At 72.8% G+C, this 17817-nt stretch carries 16 protein-coding genes; 3 read left to right on the top strand and 13 right to left on the bottom strand.

The genetic code is table 11. From position 1 onward, the window contains the following. Window positions 1-70: 70 nt before the first annotated feature. The 3 genes from ACFY10_RS49755 (at window position 71) to ACFY10_RS49745 (ending at window position 2641) form a co-directional block, all read left to right on the top strand. The gene (locus tag ACFY10_RS49755) at window positions 71-670 is read left to right on the top strand and encodes a dTDP-4-dehydrorhamnose 3,5-epimerase family protein (protein WP_390672034.1); all 600 of its coding nucleotides are present in this window, start codon (window positions 71-73) and stop codon (window positions 668-670) included. A 219-nt stretch (window positions 671-889) separates the two neighbouring features. After that, window positions 890-1702, top strand: a complete 813-nt coding sequence (locus ACFY10_RS49750) for a BTAD domain-containing putative transcriptional regulator (protein ID WP_390672033.1) — start codon at window positions 890-892, stop codon at window positions 1700-1702. Window positions 1703-1720: 18 nt separating this feature from the next. Next, window positions 1721-2641, top strand: a complete 921-nt coding sequence (locus ACFY10_RS49745) for a glycosyltransferase (RefSeq protein WP_390672032.1) — start codon at window positions 1721-1723, stop codon at window positions 2639-2641. A 95-nt stretch (window positions 2642-2736) separates the two neighbouring features. Here ACFY10_RS49745 and ACFY10_RS49740 read toward each other — a convergent pair whose 3' ends face one another. The 13 genes from ACFY10_RS49740 to ACFY10_RS49680 all read right to left on the bottom strand — a co-directional run bounded on the left by ACFY10_RS49740 (window position 2737) and on the right by ACFY10_RS49680 (window position 17733). After that, a complete protein-coding gene (locus tag ACFY10_RS49740; protein WP_390672031.1) occupies window positions 2737-4365 on the bottom strand; it encodes an IS200/IS605 family accessory protein TnpB-related protein in 1629 nt (542 codons plus the stop codon). A gap of 210 nt (window positions 4366-4575) precedes the next feature. After that, on the bottom strand, window positions 4576-5457 hold the full coding sequence (locus ACFY10_RS49735) for an ester cyclase (protein WP_390672030.1): 882 nt from the start codon (window positions 5455-5457) through the stop codon (window positions 4576-4578). A 37-nt stretch (window positions 5458-5494) separates the two neighbouring features. Then, window positions 5495-6706 (bottom strand): FAD-dependent monooxygenase, encoded by a 1212-nt coding sequence (locus tag ACFY10_RS49730; protein ID WP_390672029.1) that lies wholly within the window; start codon window positions 6704-6706, stop codon window positions 5495-5497. Window positions 6707-6759: 53 nt separating this feature from the next. Next, window positions 6760-7755, bottom strand: a complete 996-nt coding sequence (locus ACFY10_RS49725; RefSeq protein WP_390672080.1) for an aldo/keto reductase — start codon at window positions 7753-7755, stop codon at window positions 6760-6762. 88 nt (window positions 7756-7843) lie between these two features. Continuing rightward, a complete protein-coding gene (locus ACFY10_RS49720; RefSeq protein WP_390672028.1) occupies window positions 7844-8944 on the bottom strand; it encodes a 3-oxoacyl-ACP synthase III family protein in 1101 nt (366 codons plus the stop codon). Next, complete coding sequence (locus tag ACFY10_RS49715; RefSeq protein WP_390672027.1) at window positions 8941-11313, bottom strand: beta-ketoacyl synthase N-terminal-like domain-containing protein; 2373 nt, start codon at window positions 11311-11313, stop codon at window positions 8941-8943. Before ACFY10_RS49715 ends, ACFY10_RS49720 begins: the two co-directional genes overlap by 4 nt. A 38-nt stretch (window positions 11314-11351) precedes the next feature. Further along, window positions 11352-12653, bottom strand: coding sequence for a beta-ketoacyl-[acyl-carrier-protein] synthase family protein (locus tag ACFY10_RS49710; protein ID WP_390672026.1), 1302 nt, complete (start codon window positions 12651-12653; stop codon window positions 11352-11354). 28 nt (window positions 12654-12681) lie between these two features. After that, window positions 12682-13962 (bottom strand): beta-ketoacyl-[acyl-carrier-protein] synthase family protein, encoded by a 1281-nt coding sequence (locus ACFY10_RS49705; protein ID WP_390672025.1) that lies wholly within the window; start codon window positions 13960-13962, stop codon window positions 12682-12684. Between the two features lie 18 nt (window positions 13963-13980). Next, entirely contained in the window at window positions 13981-14469 is a 489-nt protein-coding gene (gene acpS, locus ACFY10_RS49700) for a holo-ACP synthase (protein WP_390672024.1), read from the bottom strand. Then, window positions 14466-14879 carry an acyl carrier protein gene (locus ACFY10_RS49695; RefSeq protein ID WP_390672023.1) on the bottom strand — a complete coding sequence of 138 codons (414 nt, stop codon included), beginning with the start codon at window positions 14877-14879 and terminating at the stop codon, window positions 14466-14468. Before ACFY10_RS49695 ends, acpS begins: the two co-directional genes overlap by 4 nt. 72 nt (window positions 14880-14951) lie before the next feature. Continuing rightward, entirely contained in the window at window positions 14952-15950 is a 999-nt protein-coding gene (gene fabD, locus ACFY10_RS49690; RefSeq protein WP_390672022.1) for an ACP S-malonyltransferase, read from the bottom strand. Continuing rightward, complete coding sequence (locus tag ACFY10_RS49685; protein WP_390672021.1) at window positions 15947-16192, bottom strand: acyl-CoA carboxylase subunit epsilon; 246 nt, start codon at window positions 16190-16192, stop codon at window positions 15947-15949. Before ACFY10_RS49685 ends, fabD begins: the two co-directional genes overlap by 4 nt. After that, window positions 16189-17733, bottom strand: coding sequence for an acyl-CoA carboxylase subunit beta (locus ACFY10_RS49680; RefSeq protein WP_390672079.1), 1545 nt, complete (start codon window positions 17731-17733; stop codon window positions 16189-16191). The genes ACFY10_RS49685 and ACFY10_RS49680 overlap by 4 nt, the downstream gene beginning before the upstream one ends. Window positions 17734-17817 lie beyond the last annotated feature (84 nt).

Below are 17817 nucleotides of genomic sequence, written 5' to 3'. Positions count from 1 at the left end.
CTGGAGACCCGCCGGGGCGGCGCCGCCGCGCTCCAGCCGGTCTTGAGCGGCGAGGTCTACCGTCGCCCGCATGGACTCGCGCAGCCTGGAGGTCAGCGAACTCGCCCTCCCGGGCGCGTTCCTGGTCTCGCCACGGGCCGTCGCAGACGACGTCGTGGTCCGCTACGAGACGTTTTGCCAAAACGACGTCGAGGAAGCGGTCGGGCGCCCCTTCGTGATCCGCTACAGCGACCTGACGGTCGCGCGGCGCCGGGTGCTGCGCGGCATCCACGGCACCACCGGACCCGAGGGCCCCGCCAGGCTGTTCGGCTGTGTGCGGGGCGCCGCCGTCCACGTCGTGGTGGACCTGCGGGTCGGCTCCCCGGAGTACGGCCGCCACGCGATGCTCTGGCTGGACCACCGCGACGCGGCCGGGGTGTTCGTCTCCGAGGGCCTGGGCCACGCCTGGCTCGCCCTCGACGACGACACGGTGGTCGCCTGTCACAGCTCCCGGCCCAGCGGGCCCGGCTACACGGTCAGCGCGCTCGACCCCGCCCTGGCCCTGCCGTGGGGGCTGACCGAAGGGCCGGTGATGTCCGACGCGGACCTGGCCGCGCCCACCGCGGCGGAAGCGCGGGCGAAAGGGCTCCTGCCGGCGTACGAGGACTGCCTCGCACTCTACGACCGTTGATCCACAACTTTGCTGCGCAGCAGGCAGGTTCACCGCGCACCCCGCGTGCCGTTTTGGCCGACGGGGCCTCTTCCGTGTCCGGGAACGACCCGCGGCCCATGAATCGGTCATGTCCCGAGCAGGAGAAACACACCCGGACGAGCGGTAACGACGCACTGTCAGCACCAGGCGCACTCGTGGGAAGTTCAAGATTCGATGACAGAGACATAAGGGGGAAGCATGCGAATCTCTGTTCTAGGGTCTTTGGATGCCGAACTGAACGGCGTTGCGATCCTGCCCACGGCGGCGAAGCCGCGCCAGATCCTGGCCCTGCTCGCCATTTACGCCAACCAGGTGCTGCCCGTTTCCACACTGATGGAGGAGATCTGGGGCGACGCCCCGCCGCGCAGCGCGCTCACCACGCTGCAGACCTACATCCTGCAGCTGCGGCGCTGCATGGAGAAGGCGCTGGACGGAGAGCCCGGCGGCTCCAAGGCAGTGCTGCTGACCCGGCACGGCGGATATCTCCTGCACACCGAGCCGGGCAGCATCGACGCGCACGAGCACGACCGGCTGTCCTTGCTCGGCCAGCGCGCCTTCGAGCGCGGTGAGCACCAGCAGGCCGCGGACCTCTTCCGGCAGGCTCTGGCCCTGTGGCGCGGCCCGGCCCTGGTCGACGTGCGCACCGGTCCGCTGCTCGAGATCGAGGCGATGCGGCTGGAGGAGAGCCGTCTTGGGGTGCTGGAGCGGCGCATCGACGTCGAGCTGCGGCTGGGCCGGCACGGCGAACTGCTCACCGAGCTCACCGCGCTCGCCGCCCGCCACCCGCTGCACGAGGGCCTGCACGCCCAGTCCATGGTGGCCTTCTACCGGGCCGGGCGGCCCTCCGCGGCGCTCGATGTCTTCCAGAACCTGCGCACCCATCTCGTGCAGGAGCTGGGCATCGAGCCCTCACAGCGGCTGCAGAATCTGCAGCGCGCCGTGCTCGGCAGCGATCCGGCCCTGGACGTCGATGCCGAGACCGGGCGGGTGCTCGACCGCTTCGCCAGGTGACGGCTCAGGGAGGAAAAAGTGCGGGTGCTCTTCTCGGCCGGTCTCGGCATGCCGGCGGTGCTGCGCCTGGTGCTGCTCGCCAGGGAACTGCAGGCGGCCGGGCACGAGGTCCGTTTCGCCGGCCCGGCCCGGTCCCGCCACCGTGTGGTGCGGGCCGGGCTCGTCCCGGTGCTGGCCGCTCCGCGACGCTTCAGCCGGGCCTGGCGGCCCGATGTGGTGGTCCACGATCCGCTGTGTCCCGACTCGACGGCCATGGCGGCCGAGTCGGGGGTGCCCACCGTCGGCTATCTGCCCTACGCCCACGCACCGCTCTCGCCGCGGCCGACCGTCTGGATCGACCCCTGCCCCCCGCCGCTGCGGGAGTTGCCGGAGCCCGGTGCCTGGCAGGTGCGCTGCGACGCCTATGAGCTGCCCCCGCAGCCGCTGCCTTGGCTCACCGCTCTCTCGCTGCGTCCGCGCGTCTGCATCACCGGGGTGCCGACCGGCACCCGGCCCCAGGACCGGCGCCGCGCACGGCTCTTTCGCCGCATCGCCGAGGGCGTCGAGAGCCTCGGCCTGCAGGTCGTCGTGCTCAGGGGGGACCTCCACCCCTGGAGCGTGGTGCTGCGCGGCAGCGTCGTCCTGGTGCACGGCGGGGACGAGGGCAGCGTGTACGCGGCCGCCCGGTACGGGGTCTCCCAACTGGTGCTGCCGGCCGGGGAGGAGGAACGACGGGCGGGCAAGCACCTGGAGCGGGCGGGCATCGGCCGGTGCCTGAGCGACGACGACCTGGCGGGCGCCTCCAGCATGCTGCGGCTGCGCTTCCACATCGCCGAGCTGGTCAACGGCGGCCAGCTGCTGCCCGCGGCCGCGGAACTGGGCCACAGCGTCGCCGGTATGCCACCGCCCGCCCAGCTCGTGCGCCGCATCGAGGAGTTGCCGCGGCGGCAGAGGGATTGACGGGCCCACGCCGTCGGGGGATGTGCGGCGTGGGCCCGCCATGAGGGGGAGATCCCAGTGTGCCGACCCGATCTGGAGGGCGGCTGGAACCGTTCCTAAAGACTGAGCGGGAGTGAGTCCTGTTGCCAGAACTCATGCTCAGCCGAACGCCCCGAACGGTGTTGGGCGTTCTGGTCCACCGCGTTCTCGCCGCGTCTGGCGCGCACGGATCGTGTCCGTGGTCCCGGGATGCGGGGGCGGTTTCCCTCACGCCCCGGGGTACCTGGTCGGGCCTGGACGGTCCGATGCCCCACACGATCGCTCCGGTCGTGCGGGGGCGGTTTCGTCCGTCGCCGGATCGGGTGCCCCAGGGCGCGCCTTGCGATGGCCACGGCGGCAGCGTCGTGGCGGGAGGTTTTCCTGGTCTTGGCAGTGAGGGGTTTTTGCCAGTGCTGGGCGCCCCACTTGGAGGTGTGGGCCGGGTCGACGGCGATGGGGGGGATGCCGAGTTCGGCTGCCATGCTGACCAGCCGGGCCCGCAGTCTGCTGACGGGCATGCCGGAGATGAGCTTGCGGAACCGCTTCTTGCGGCCGTGTTTCTCGCGGGTCTTCTCGGCGGTGAAGTCGAGGTCTTCGATCGCGATCGCGAGGCTGTGGCGTGCGGCCCAGTGCAGCAGGCGGATCAGGGCGTGGCGGACCTGCGCGTCGCGGTGGTCGGCGGTGCCGGTGAGGTCGTGGTCGAACCGGAGTGGTTCGCCGACGGGGTTGCCGTGGGTGTCGAGGCGCCAGGCGGCGAGGTGATCGGCGTTGGTGTCGACGCCGACCAGGCCGTTCGCGCGGGCCGTGGCCAGCGGCACGGTCTTGACCGGCGGGACGGTCCACGACGCGGTCAGATACCAGCGTCCGCGCTGTACATCTTCGTGAATGCGGTGGGCGACCGCCCGGTTGCCGGTGATCCGGTCGCACCACTGCTCGCCCCGGTGCGCAAAGCTCACGCGGGCGGTGAGGACGTACCGGTCGTGCGGTGCGTTCGCCAGATGCACCAGCGGCGCGGGGAGTTTGAGGGAGACCTCGCCGTCGTCGGTGACGCGGAGGGTCTCGTTGCCGAACCGCTTGCCGGACTCGCCGTCGGCCTGCAGGAACCGGCGCCCGGCCTGCCAACGCTGCCGCCATTCCGGCTCGGTGAGCCGGGCGGCATCCAGGTGGTGGCGGGTGTTCAGCAGCCGCTTCCCGCCGCGCACCACGCGCACGATCCCGGCCTCGCGGTCGGACCGCGCCGCGTCCAGCCGGTTGTCGAGCAGGTGCAGGCGGCGGGTCTTGGCGAACCACTCCTGCTTGCTGCGGTAGCCGCCCGGAGCGTGCTTGCTGCCCTTCTCCCCCACGGGCAGGGACAGCCGGTGCGTGATTGTCCGCACACCCGCTTCCAGGCTCTGGATGTGCGCGAGCCGGCCGCGCCGGGCGAGCGCCCACTGATCGTGGGTGGCCTTCGTGATGCTGCCTGCCCAGCGCGAGGAGGACTCCCCGGTCAGGGCGCGCTTGCGCTGCGCCCACTGCTCGGTGTCGTGCTCCGGCCCGGCCGCGCACCGCGCCTTCAGATCACGCGAGGCGAGCGAGCCGAGATGATCGCCGACCGGCCGCAGCACCTTCTCGTCCCCGGCGCTCAGGCCCTTGAGCCGGGTACGGATCGCAACACCCGACGGGCCGGGCACCACGAACGGCGCCGCCACCTCCCGCAGCCCACCCACCCCTTCACCCCCGGCCCGGTGTCGAAGAATTCCGTCACCACACCCAGCGACCGCCATCGGTGAAGGTCACGCATTCGATGCAAGAACTTTCGTTCCCCGCCAGGGAGCGCGTCTGCCGCTGCCCGGAGGCTCACTCATGCGCGCCAGAACACGCTCAAGCGCCGTCGATCACCACCTGTTCACAACCCTGGTCGACGCCGCCTGCGCAGGTCAGCGGGGCTCCTCGGGTCGGTCTCTGACGAGCTGCGGCGGCGCCGTCCAGTCGAGACCGGCCGACTCGCAGGACGTGGCGGGGCCCGCCCAGGGGTCCTCGCCGTGGATGTCGAGGAGCTGCGCGCGCAGCCACTGGTCGAAGGGGTTGTTCGACTCCGTCCAGCGCTTCCTGGTGCGCTGCGGGTCCGCGGTCTCGAAGTGCACGATCACATGGTCCTGGTCGGGCCGCGGGTCGATGCGCAGCACTTCGCCGGTGATGCCGAGCCGGCGCCGGGAGGCCTCGTACTCGCGCCGGCGCGGCCCCTGAAGTTCGGCGGTGAGCCGTTGCCAGGCCAGCGGCTTGCCCGCCTTGAGCGGCACGGTCCGGGTCACGGACCGGGTGCCCCCCTCGGGACGCCGGCGGCCCCTGCGGGGCGCCAGCAGCCGCATGCCGAGCGCGGCGAACATGTTGGACGACACACCGTGCTCCCAGCGCTCGGCGATCCGGCCCTGATCGTCGAACCGCCAGATGACGATGCCGACGGAGAGGAACGAACGGCCGGTGGGCGCCATGCCGAGCAGTTCGCCCAGGTGGGTGCCGCGCCAGGTGTTGTGGATGACGACCATGTCCTGGTGCGCGCTGATGTCCTCGATGGTGACGTGGAAGTCGGGGACCGCCGCACGCAGGGAGGCGATGGTGTACTTCACGCCCTCCAGGCCCTCGGGCGCGCCCGGCAGGCCCGCGTGGTCGACGATGTCCGGCCGGTAGTGCGCGTCCGCGACCGAGGTGTCGCCCCGGTTGATGAACTCGGCGAAGACGCGCCGGATGGTCGCCTTGTTCCGTTCCTCGGCGCTCTCCCACCGGGGGTGCGCCGCTTTGGTGGTGGCCGCAGTGGTCACGACAGCAGTCCTCTCGTCAGGGCGGGTACGGGCGTGCTCAGGCCGCGGTGGCGGCGGCGTCGGTGATCCACCGCGTGCCGTAGGCGACGTGCTCGCGTTCCGTGGACTTAAAGGTCTTGTTCCAGGTCAGGCTCATCACCCGGTCGCGCAGCCAGACGGCGGCCGGGTGGTGCAGCGAGCCGAGCACGCCGATGCGGTGGGCAAGCAGCTGCATGGGCCGGGTGCGCTTTTGCCGCTCGGCCTCGTAGGCGCGCAGGGCGTCGGGGACGGTGACACCGGGCGCGGTGAGGTGTCCGGCCAGGACGAGACCGTCCTCGATGGCCTGGCAGGCGCCCTGCCCGATGTTGAAGCTCATGGCGTGCGCGGCGTCGCCGAGCAGGGTGACCCGGCCCTGTCCCCACACGGAGTCGGGCCTGCGGTCCAGGACGTCGCCGCGCAGGATGCTGGAGGGCACGGTGGCGTCGAGGATCTGCCGCACCGCCGGGTCGGCCCAGCCGGCGTGCCGGGCGCGCAGCATGTCCAGGGTCTGCTCGGGCGTGCCCTCGTCGCGGCCGCCCTCGGGACCGTCGGCGACGCTCATCCAGTGCACGACGCCGGGGGCGATGTCGTAGTACGTGAAGCGGGTCCCCGGACCGAACAGGGCCCTGAAGGTGCCGGGCGGGAACCGGTCGGGACCCAGCTCGGCGTGGCCGCGCCAGGCGATGTAGCCGGTGTAGTGCGGGGGCTGGGGGCCCAGCAGCTGGGCGCGCACGGCGCTGCGGACGCCGTCGGCGCCGATCAGCAGGTCGCCCTCCTCGAAGGTGCCGTCGGCGAAGTGCAGGCGCACCCCGTCGGCGTGCTCGGTGTACCCGGTGACCTCGGCGCCGGTGACGACGGGCGCGGTCACGGCGCCTTGCAGGATGCCGTGCAGGTCCGAGCGGCCGATGGCGACGGTGGGCTGACCGTAGCGCTCGACGAACTCGCCCACCGGCCACACCCCGATGGGCCGGCCGGCCGAGGTCGCGAAGTGGCACTCGGACTGGGCGGGGGCGATCGCGGCGACCTGGTCGGCGACCCCGAGGCGGGCCAGGGCGAGCATGCCGTTGGTCCAGATGTGCAGTCCGGCGCCGCCGTCGCGCAGCTGGGGCGCGCGCTCGAAGACGACGGAGTCGATGCCCTGCTGCTGCAGGGCCAGGGCGGTGGCGATGCCGCCGATCCCACCGCCGGCGATGAGCACGCGGCGTAGGGGGCGAGGCGTCTGCGCGGACATTCTTTCTCCCAAGGGGGTAGCGGGGACGGCAACAAAGGTCTGCAGGAGGGGACTCAGCGGCTCAGCGCGGGCATCTCGGCGTCCGGGTAACGGTTTCCGGCGGTGATGCCGTACGGGGCGATGGCGTCGATCGCCGCCAGGACGTCGGCGGACAGTTCGAGGCCGGCCGCGGAGACGTTCTCCTCGAGGTAGGTGCGCCGCTTGGTGCCGGGGATGGCGACGACGTCCTCGCCGCGGGAGAGCACCCAGGCGAGCGCGAGCCGGGTGACGGTGGTGTCGGCCGCGGCGGCGAGATCGCTGAGCTGGTCGACGATGGGCAGGTTCCGGCGGATGTTCTCGTCCTTGAAGCGCGGGGCGATGCGCCGAAAGTCCAGGCCCTCGGGGATGTCGGAGGTGGCGCGGATGGTGCCGGTCAAAAAGCCGCGGCCGAGCGGGCTGTAGGCCACGAACCCGATGCCGAGCTCGCGCACGGTCTCCAGTACGCCGTTGACCTCGACGTCCCGCGTGAACAGCGAGTACTCGGTCTGTACGGCGGTCAGCGGATGCACCGCGTGAGCGCGCCGGATGGTCGCACCGCTCGCCTCGGAGATGCCGAGGTGCCGCACGAGCCCGGCCTGCACGAGTTCGGCGAGGGCGCCGAAGCTCTCCTCCACGGGGACGTCGGGGTCGACCCGGTGCAGGTAGTACAGATCGAGGTGGTCGGTGCCCAGGCGGCGCAGCGTGCCCTGGACGGAGCGGCGGATGTAGTCGGGGCGGCCGTTGATCCGCCACGTCAGCTGTCCGTCGACGACCTCGTTGCCCACCTTGGACGCGAGCACCACCTCATCGCGGCGCCCGGCGACGGCACGGCCGATCAACTCCTCGTTGGTGTACGGGCCGTACATGTCGGCGGTGTCCAGCAGCGTGACGCCGAGCTCAAGGGCCCGGTCGATGGTGGCGCGGGCCTCGGTCTCGTCCGCGTCGCCGTAGCCGAACGTCATGCCCATGCAGCCCAGGCCCTGGGCCGGGACGTCCAGTGCGGGCGTCGACCCCAAAGTGCGGTGCTTGATTGCCACGTGATGCCTCCTGCGACTGCGCCCCACGACGGAGGCGGCGTGAAATGAACAGCGATGACCCGAGGTGGGCGATGACGGCCCATCAGGCCGGAAGCGGGGCCTGCCAGGTCAGCGACAGGCCGGTGTAGACGTACCGGCTGGCCTCGATGCCGAGCAGCACGATCCGGTCGCCCGGCTTGATGCGCCCCGAAATCCAGCCCGCGTCCAGCGACAGCGGCACCGCGGCCGAACCGGTGGCCCCCACCTCGGCCAGGTTCTCCACGACCCGCCCCTTGAGCGCCCGGATGTCCTTCTCGGACAGGCCGGCGGAGGCGAACTCGTCGGCGAAGTAGTCGGCGTTGCCCTCCGGCAGCACGATCGCGTCGAACTCGTCCAGGCAGCGGCCGTCCTTGCGCGCCATCTCCTGGATCGCACGGACGAACACCTGCGGACTGAACGTGGTGGTGCCGGCCACGTCGACCTTCATCTGGATCAGCTGGCGCCGACGCAGCTGCTCCGCCTGCGGCACGTCCGTACCGCCTCCGATGATCTCCATGCCGGGCCTGCGCAGCCCGCCCACGCACGCGTTGACGAAGGCGAACTCGCCTGCCGACCCGCCCTCAAGAACTTCCTCGGCGCGCAGCACCACGGCGCCGGCGCCGTCGCCGAACGTGTACAGCGTCAGCCGGTCCCGCATCCGCACGCGCTCGGGGTCCTTGCCGAGGAAGTGCGGGGCAAGGACCGGCGATCCGGCCTCGCTGCCCACCACCAGCGCGGTGCGCGCCGTGCCGTCGGCCAGCTGCCGCCGGGCCAGGTCGAGGGCCTGCACCCAGCCCGCGCACGCCCCGCGGATCTCGATCGCGGCGACGCTCTCCAGACCCAGGTAGCCCTGCAGGGTGGTGGCCACGCCCGGCAGCGTGTACTCCGGCGTCGCCGTGCACACCACGATCAGGTCGAGTTCCCCGGGCTGAACACCGGCCCGCTCCAGCGCCTGCCGGGAGGCACGTTCGGCCATCCGGCTGTTGTTGATCACGTGCTCGCCGGTGACCGGGTCGATCATCCAGTGGCGGGCCTTGACCTGGATGCCGTCCAGGACGTCGTCGGGCAGCGGCCCGACGTACTTCTCCAGGGTGGCGTTGTCCAGCGGCTCGCCCGGCAGATAGGCGCCGGTGGAGAGGATCTTCACGTCGTACGCGGTGGTCATCGGACGGACTCCGTTGCAAGAAGGGGGAGGGGGGACAGGACGAGCGAGGTGTGGGTGCCGCCGAGGGAGGAGCTGTTGACCAGGACCGGGCGGCGGTCCGCCCCCACCCGCCAGCCGCCGAAGGCCAGCACCGCCGACAGGTGGGCGCCCGCGCCGGCCGGCTCGCCGAGCAGCCGCTTCGGGGCTTCGACGCGCACCCGGCCGGTGCCGAACACCCGCTTTACAGCGGCCTGTTCGGGGCGGTCGGCGGCGGCGAGACCCGCCGCGTTCGTCCAGACGGCCGCCACCTGGCCGGGCGTGAGCCCGGCGCTGCCCAGGGCCTGGCGCATCGCCCGCTCCACGCCGTCACCGCACGGGTCCCAGCGGCCGATGCCGCGGGCGTCCGACGCGGTCGCGTGCCCCAGGACCACGGCGTGGATCGGCGCGCCGCGCCGCTCGGCACTCGCCCGGGTCTCCAGGACCAGCGCGATGCCGGCCTCGGCGAGCGTGTACCGGCGCCCGGCCGCCGAACCGAACAGCGGGATGCTGCGGTACGCGGCCAGCGTGGCCGGCGAGAGTGCCTCCACCGCCGGCACCAGCAGGCGCTCGGCGCGCCCGGCCCGCAGCAGGTCGTGGGCGACCGCCAGGGCGGCGGCGCCGGCCGCGTGCCCCGAAGTCAGCGTCGACGTCGGCCCCCTGGTGCCCAGCGCCATCGCGACATGACCGGCCGCGCCGTTGTACACGGTGTTCGTGAACACGGCCGGGTTGGCTTCCTGCGCGCCCTGGGACAGCACCGGAACGGTGAAGCGTTCGCCGCTCTCCATCGGCCCGATCGCGGTGCCGAGCACCACGCCGGTCGCGGCGACGGCGTCCGCGTCGCCGTCCGGGCTCAGGCCCGCGGCGCCCAGCGCGGCCCGGCACGAGGCGATGGCGAGCTGGGAGACCTTGTCCATGCGCCGGCGCTCCCGGGGCGTGCCGGCGACCGAGCGGTCGAACTCGGCCCGCGCCACCCGCAGTCCGTCCTGCGGCGCACCCTGGCGCAGCCCTGCCGCGTACGCGTCCCACAGCGCCTCGGCGCCCTCACCGGCCGAGGTGATCACTCCGAACCCGGTCACCACGACGTCGTCCGGGCCCGCGGCCCGAGCCGGCGCGCCGGGCCCGCCGGGGCGGGCGAAGGCGACGCAGGCATTGGCGCCGGCGAAGCCGAAGTTGTTGGACAGCGCGGTGTCGAGCACCATCGCCCGGCCCGCTCCCGCCACCGGGTCGAGCCCGCACTGCGGGTCCGCCCCGGTGAAGGACGCGGTGGGCGGCGCCACCTGGTCGCGCAGGGCCAGCACCGTGACGATGCCCTCCACCGCCCCGGCCGCGCCGAGCAGATGGCCGGTCATCGACTTGGTGCTGGACAGCGCGACCTTCTGCGCGGCCCCGCCCAGCGCGGCCCGCACGGCGTTGCTCTCCGCCGAGTCGTTCTTCTGCGTACCCGTGCCGTGTCCGTTGACGTAGCGGATGTCGTCGCCGGTCAGGCCCGAGGAGGTCAGCGCCGCGCGGATCGCCCGGGCCGCGCCCTCGCCCTGGGGATGCGGCGCCGTCGGGTGATAGCCGTCCGCCGACAGGCCGTAACCGAGCACCTCGGCGACGATGGGGGCGCCGGTGCGCTCGGCCGCCTGACGGGACAGCAGCAGGAGCATCCCGCCGCCCTCGCCCAGCGTCAGACCCGAGCGGTCCTTGGAGTAGGGGGCCGCGGGCTGGGCGGACAGCGACCACAGACTGCTGAACCCGGCGAACGCCGACTCGGTGAAGGCGTCACTGCCGCCGACGAGCATCGCGTCGGCCGCACCCGCCCGGATCACCTCCAGCGCGTGCGCCAGCGCATGGGCGCTGGCGGCGCAGGCCGTGTTGGCGCTGAGCACCGGGCCCTTGAGACCGAAGGCCGCCGACAGCGCCTCCGCGCCGGCCTGCGGCGGCACGAACGTGTAGCGGCGCCAGTCCGGTGCGCCGCCCTCCTGCACCTCGCGCAGGGCGAGTTCGGCGCTGCGCCAGCCGGCGTGGCAGGTGCCGTAGGCGACCCCCCAGCGCTCGGCCGGGATGTCCGCTGCGACCGTCAGGCCCGAGGCGGCCATGGCCTCCTCGGCGGCGGCCAGCGCGAAGTCGATCGACCGGTCACGGACCTCGCAGCCCGGAGCGTAGTCGTAGCCGGGCGTGCAGGGTTCGGTGATCTCGCCGCCCAGAGCGGTCTGGTACTGGTCCATGGGCAGGCGGCGCACGGGCGAGATCGCCACCCGCCCGGCGCGCACCCCCTCCCACAGGGCCTCGGCCGAACCGCCGAGCGGGGTGATCGCACCCACTGCGGCGATCACCACGCCGACCAACTGGTCGGGAACGTCAGTCATGCCTCTGCTTCCTTCTGCGGACGGGGCTGCTCGGCCGCTCACACCGGCTTGGACAGGGTCAGGGCCACGGCCTGTCCCTCGATGCCCCGGGCCAGCGCCATCGCATGCAACGGCGCGCTCTCCCGGGCGTCGCCGCGGACGTGGTCCAGGGCGCACACCGGGTCGGGGCGCTCCAGGTTGAGGGTGGCGGGCACGGCCCCGTGGTGCAGCGCAAGCGCGGCCACCGCGGCGTTCAGCGCACCGCCGCCGCCGACGAGGTGGCCGGTCTGCGGCTTGGGCGTGCTGACCGGCACCGACAAGGCGGCCGGGCCCAGCGCGGTGCGCAGGGCGACGGCCTCGCTCGCGTCGCCCTGCCGGGTCCCGGAGCCGTCCGAGGCGATGTAGCCGAGGTCGTCGCCGGCCAGGCGGGCGTCCTCGAGGCAGCGCCGCACCGCACGGGCCAGACCGCGGCCTGCGGGGTCCGCCGCCGGGGGCGTACGGGCGTCGTGGCCCGCGCCGTAGCCGGTCAACTCGGCGTAGATGCGGGCGCCGCGGCGCAGCGCCGCCTGCTTCTCCTCAAGGACCAGCAGGGCCGCGCCCTCGCCGGGCAGCCCGCCGCTGCGGTCCTGGTCGTAGGGCCGGTACGCCCCCTGCCCGAGGTCGTTGCGGGTGGTCAGGATGGACAGCGAGTCCAGCAGCGTCATCGACCACCAGCTGGTGGCGTCGTCGTAGCCGCCGGCGATCGCCACGTCCGCGTCGCCGCGGCGCACCGCGCGCATGGCCCGGCCGATCGCGTTCGCGCCGGCGTCCGCGTACCCCGCGAAGAAGGTGCTGGAGCCCCGGATGCCGTACGTCTGCGAGATGTTGAACACCGCGCCCGAGGGCAGCCCCTCGACGAAGAACAGCGGCGGCATGATGGCGTCGCCGTGCCGGGCGAGGTGCGCGAGGTCCGCCGTGCCGTCCGGGCGGCGGATCACCTTCAGTTCCTCGATCAGCTGCTCCATGCGGCCCAGCGACTTGTTGCCGCCGAGGTACAGGCCCGCCCGGTGGCCGAGTTCGTCGCCGCCGGCCATCTTGTGGGGCAGGCCGGCGTCGTCGAGGGCGATCCGGGCGGCGGCCAGCGCGAGGCTGTCGCCGCGGTTGACGGTGCGCAGCTGGCGCCGGGTGGCGTACCGGGTGGCGTCGAAGGCGGCGATCTCGCCGCCGAGCCGGGTCTGCAGCGGCTGCGGGTCGTACGCCCGGATCGGGCCGATCCCGCTCTCGCCGGCCACCAGCGCCTTCCAGGTGGCCTCGGGGCCCTCGCCCAGCGCGGTCAGCACACCGATGCCGCTGATGACGACCTGGCGTCCGCTGCCGCTCATCGCGCTCCTCCGTGTCCCTGTCGGATGGTCATCGCTTCGCCCCGTCCTGCTCGTAGCGCCCCACGACCAGTCCGACGTTGGTGCCGCCGAAGGCGAACGCGTTGACGAGGGCGTGCCGTACGTCCCGGGTGCGCGCCGTGTTCGGGACGAAGTCGAGGCCGAGCCTGCGGTCGGGTGTCTCCTGGTTGATGGTCGGCGGCACCACCCCGTCATTGATCGCCCCGACCGCGGTGAGCAGGCTCAACGCGGCGGAGGCCGCGGTGAGATGACCGGTCATCGACTTCGGCGAGCTGATCACCAGGTGCTCGGCGGCGTCGCCGAACACCTTCTTGATCGCCGTGGTCTCCGACAGGTCGTTGCCCGGGGTGCTGGTGCCGTGCGCCACCACGTAGTCGATGTCGCCCGGCTGAAGGCCGGCATCGGCGATCGACGCCTCGATGGACTCGATGGCGCCGCTGCCGTTTGGCGGCGAGTCGGTCATCCGCCACGCGTTCAGGCTGGTGCCGTAGCCCAGGACCTCGGCGAGGATGCGGGCCCCGCGGGCCTGGGCCGCCTCCAGCTCCTCCATGACCAGGACGACGCCGCCCTCCCCGAGGACGAACCCGGAGCGCTGGTCGTCGAAGGGGCGGCTGGCCCGCTGCGGATCGTCGTTGTACTCCTTGGTCAGCGCGCCCAGCAGGCCGAAGCACAGCACGTCGAGCCAGGTCGTCAGGGAGTCGTAGCCGCCCGCGAGCATGAGCGTCGCGTCGCCCTCCTGGAGGGTGCGAAACGCCTCGCCGACCGCGTGCCCGGAGGCCGAGCAGGCGGTGGACACGCCCATCATCGGGCCGCTCGCGTCCAGCATCCTGGCCATCGCCGCGCAGGCGATGTTCTGGCTGTAGGCCAGCGCGTCGGAGGGTGCGTAGGGGGTGAACGCGTCGCTGCGGCCGGTTTGGTCGCGCAGCGCCCCGACGTCCACCAGCCACTGCAGGTCGGGCCGGTCCACACACGCGCCCATGGCCACACCCATGTCCGCGCCGTCGTAGGTGTCCTTGTCCACCCCGGCGTCGCGCAGTGCCTCCCAGGCCGCGCCCACGCCGAAGGTGCCGGGCCGCAGCAGATGGCGCAGGCCGACCGAGCCGGGCACCGCCTCGGAAAGCCGGTAGTCCTTGACCTCACCGGCGATCGTCACGTCGAAGCCGGTGGTGTCGATCGTGGTCAACCGGCCCACTCCGCTGCGCCCTTCGACCAGTGCCTGCCAGGTGCTCGGCGCGTCGTTGCCCAGCGGCGTGACGGCGCCCATGCCGGTGATGACCACCCTGCGGCTCATCGCGGCGCCTCAGTCTCGTCAGGCCTCATGCCGTTGGTCCCCTTCTGCCGTGTGCGTGGTGTGGGCCGGTGCGTCGTGCGCCGCCGTGGGCCGGCACACCATGACGGCGTGTGCGACGGCGAGACCCCCGCTGTGGCTCAGGCTGAGGTCGAGGGAGTACATGCCGAGGGACCGGGCGACCGCCTCGGCCTCGCCGTACAGCCGCACCCCGGGACGTCCCGCGCGGTCGTTGACGACCTCGATGTCCGTCCACTGCATGCGCGGCCCCAGCCCGGTCCCCAGGCTCTTGAGCACGGCCTCCTTGGCGGCCCAGCGGCCGGCGAGATGCTCACCGGTGCGCTTGCGCCGGTCGCAGTAGGCCAGCTCGCGAGCGGTGAACACCCGCTTTCTGAGCTCTGGTTGAGAGGTCATCAGCTCCTCGATCCGGGAGACCTCCGTCAGGTCCGTGCCGGTGCGCACCCGCAGCGGCGGCGGGGCGGCGCCGTCCGGTGACCGCCCCGTGCTCACGCGGCGGCCGCGGCCAGGGCGGCCCGCTCGGCCACCAGATCCGTCAGGTTCTGCACGGTGAACAGGGACAGCACCTCATCGGCCGTGAGCTTTCCGGCCAGCTCCGCCACGTCGATCTGCGGCAGCGACTTCTTCAGCTGGGCAAGACCGACCTCGTTGATGACGTCGTTCTCGTCGGCGAACTCCTCGTCGGGTATGCCGCCCTGGAGCAGCTCGGCGATGTCCGAGACCTTGATCTTCACCTCGGCCGCCTTCTCGATGCGGAACAGGACGTCGAGCAGGTCGATCGACTCGGCGTCCAGATCGCCCAGCAGCGTGGCCTCGGGCACGGCCTCCTCGATGTCGATGCCGAGCGCGTCGGCCACCGCCTCCTGGACGAGGGCGCCGAAGTCCTTGCTGTTGTACGACATGTGTCTTTACCTTTCGTGGAATGTGCCTGGAGAGGGACGAACCGGGGTGGTGCGGCAGGCGGCGCCCGGGCGTCAGGACGCCACCGGCTCCGGCCAGTTGTGCTGCGCCAGTTCGCCGTACAGCGCCGTGAGCCGGCGCGGGTCTCCGGTGGAGCGGGTGCGGGCATCGCCCAGGGTGCGGCGGGCGAGCCCGCTGAGCACCCGGCCGGGCCCGATCTCGGTGTAGGCATCCACCGGGTGCCGGGCGGCCGTGCGCAGCACCTCGACCCAGCGGACGGGGCCGGTGAGCTGACGCCGCAGCAGTTGCCTGGCCTCCTCGCCCGAGCCGACGTACGTGCCGGTGACCGAACTGATCACGGGCACCTCGGGATCGGCGAACGGGTGGGCGGCGAGCGCCTGGGTGAACTCCTCCTGCACCGCCGACATCAGCGAGCAGTGGAAGGGCGCCCCCACGTCCAGCCGTACGACCCGGTCGGCGCCGGCGTCCAGCGCCGACCGGCCGGCCGCCTCGACGGCGTGCGCGTGCCCCGAGATGACCGTCTGCAACGGCTCGTTGTAGTTCGCGACCTGGACCAGGCCGTGGCCCTCGGCGTCGGCGCAGGCGGCCATGACCTTGTCCGCGGGCAGGCCCAGGACGGCCGCCATCGCGCCCGGCACCTCACGGGCCACCTCGCCCATCAGCCGGCCGCGCAGCCGCACCAGCTCCAGGGCCGACTCCAGGGACAGCACCCCGGCGGCCACCAGCGCCGGGTACTCGCCCAGGCTGTGGCCCGCCATCGCCGCCGGCCGGTAGCCGGCGCGGCGCAGCAGTTCGTACACGGCCAGGCCGGTGGCGGCGATCGCGGGCTGGGTGATCTCGGTGCGGGCGAGCTCCGCGGCACTGCCGCTCACACAGATCTGCGACAGCGGCAGGCCCAGGATCTCGTCGGCGCGGGCGAACAGCTCCCGGGCCGGGGGATAGGAGTCGAGCAGGTGCCTGGCCATGCCCGGCCGCTGCGATCCCTGTCCGGGGAACATGGCCAGGCAGCCGGCCGGCGTACCGTCGCTGCCGGGGCCGGTCCAACCGGTCATCGGGTAGTCCTTTCCTGGATCGGTGCAAGGGTGCGCCGCCAGCCGGCCGCGTCCGGCGCCGCGGCGGGCGGCAGATGGTGCCAGCCGGGCGGCCCGCCCCAGCGGCGCCGGGCGGCCGGCGGATCCGGCTCGGCGCAAGTGCCGCGCAGGGCGGCGAACACGACCAGCAGCCCGGCCAGTTCCTCCGGGGTGGGGTTGCCGCGCAGCACCACCACCGGCGGGGCGTTGTCCGGTGTGCTCACAGCGGCTCGTTCCCGTGCTTGCGGACGGGCTGCCGGGCCCGCTTGGTGCGCAGCATGTCCAGGGACTTGATCAGCACACGCCGGGTGTCGGCCGGGTCGATGACGTCGTCGACGTGTCCGCGCCGCGCGGCGACGAAGGGGTTCATCAGCTGCTCGGTGTACTCGGCGACCAGCTCCTTGCGGAGCTTGTCCGGCTCCGCCGCCGCGCGCAGCTGCCGGCGGAAGATGATGTTGGCCGCGCCGTCGGCGCCCATCACGGCCGTCTGGTTGGACGGCCAGGCGAACGACAGGTCGGAGCCGATCGACTTGGAGTCCATGACGATGTACGCGCCGCCGAACGCCTTGCGCAGGATGACCTGCACCCGTGGCACGGTCGCCTCGCAGTACGCGTACAGCAGCTTCGCGCCGCGCCGGATGATCGCGTTGTGCTCCTGGTCGGTGCCGGGCATGAACCCGGGCACGTCGACCAGCGTCACGATCGGGATGTTGAACGCGTCGCAGGTGCGCACGAACCGGGCGGCCTTCTCCGAGGAGTCGATGTCCAGCACCCCCGCCATGACGGCGGGCTGGTTGCCCACGATGCCGACGGTGTGGCCGTCCAGACGGGCCAGGGCGCACACGATGTTCGGCGCCCAGCCCTCCTGGATCTCCAGGTAGTCGCCGTCGTCGACGATGTGGCCGATGACCGTCCTGATGTCGTACGGCGTCCGGTCGTCGACCGGCACCAGGCGCAGCAGGTCCTCGCACCGCCGGTCCGGATCGTCCAGGGGCCTGGTGTGCGGCGCCGTCTCGGCATTGTTCGACGGCAGGTAGGAGAGCAGTTCCCTCACGCCCTCGAAGACGGACTCCTCGTCCGCGGCGACGAAGCTCGCCACACCCGTGCGGGTGCCGTGGGTGTAGGCGCCGCCGAGCTCCTCCTGCGTGACCTTCTCGCCGGTCACCGCCTGCACCACGTCGGGCCCGGTGATGAACATGTTGGCCATGCCCTCGACCATGAACGTGAAGTCGGTCAGCGCCGGCGAGTAGACCGCGCCGCCCGCGCAGGAGCCGAGCACGACGCTGATCTGCGGCACCACGCCCGAGGCGCGGACGTTGCGGGCGAAGAGCTTGCCGAAGCCGGCCAGCGCGTCGATGCCCTCCTGGATGCGTGCGCCGCCGCCGTCGTTGAGGCCGATGACCGGGGCGCCGACCGAGTCGGCGAAGTCGAGCAGCTGGTGGATCTTCGCGGCGAACGTCGCGCCGAGGGCGCCGCCGCGCACCCGGGCGTCGTGGGCGAAGACGAAGACCGTACGGCCGTCGACCTCGCCCCAGCCCGTGATCACCCCGTCGCCCTCGGGATGCGAGTTCTCCATGCCGAAGCCGACCGCCCGGTGCTCGGCGAACAGCCCCAGCTCGGTGAAGGTGCCCGGGTCGAGCAGCTCCTCGATGCGCTGGCGGGCCAGCAGCTTGCCCTTGGAGAGGTGACGGGCGTCGGCGTCCGGGTCGTGCCCGAAGTGGGCCTGGGCCCTGCGGGTGGTGAGCTCGTCGGCCAGTTCGGCCATCGTGGGGGCGTGCGCCGGTGTCGGGGTCCGGGGGTGCGTGCCGGTCCTGTCGAGGTCCGGCAGCACGGCCTGGGGAGTGTCCGG

This window comes from Streptomyces sp. NPDC001401 (assembly GCF_042895385.1).
In the GTDB taxonomy this organism is placed as follows: domain Bacteria; phylum Actinomycetota; class Actinomycetes; order Streptomycetales; family Streptomycetaceae; genus Streptomyces.
This window is presented reverse-complemented; position numbering and strand designations above follow the sequence as displayed.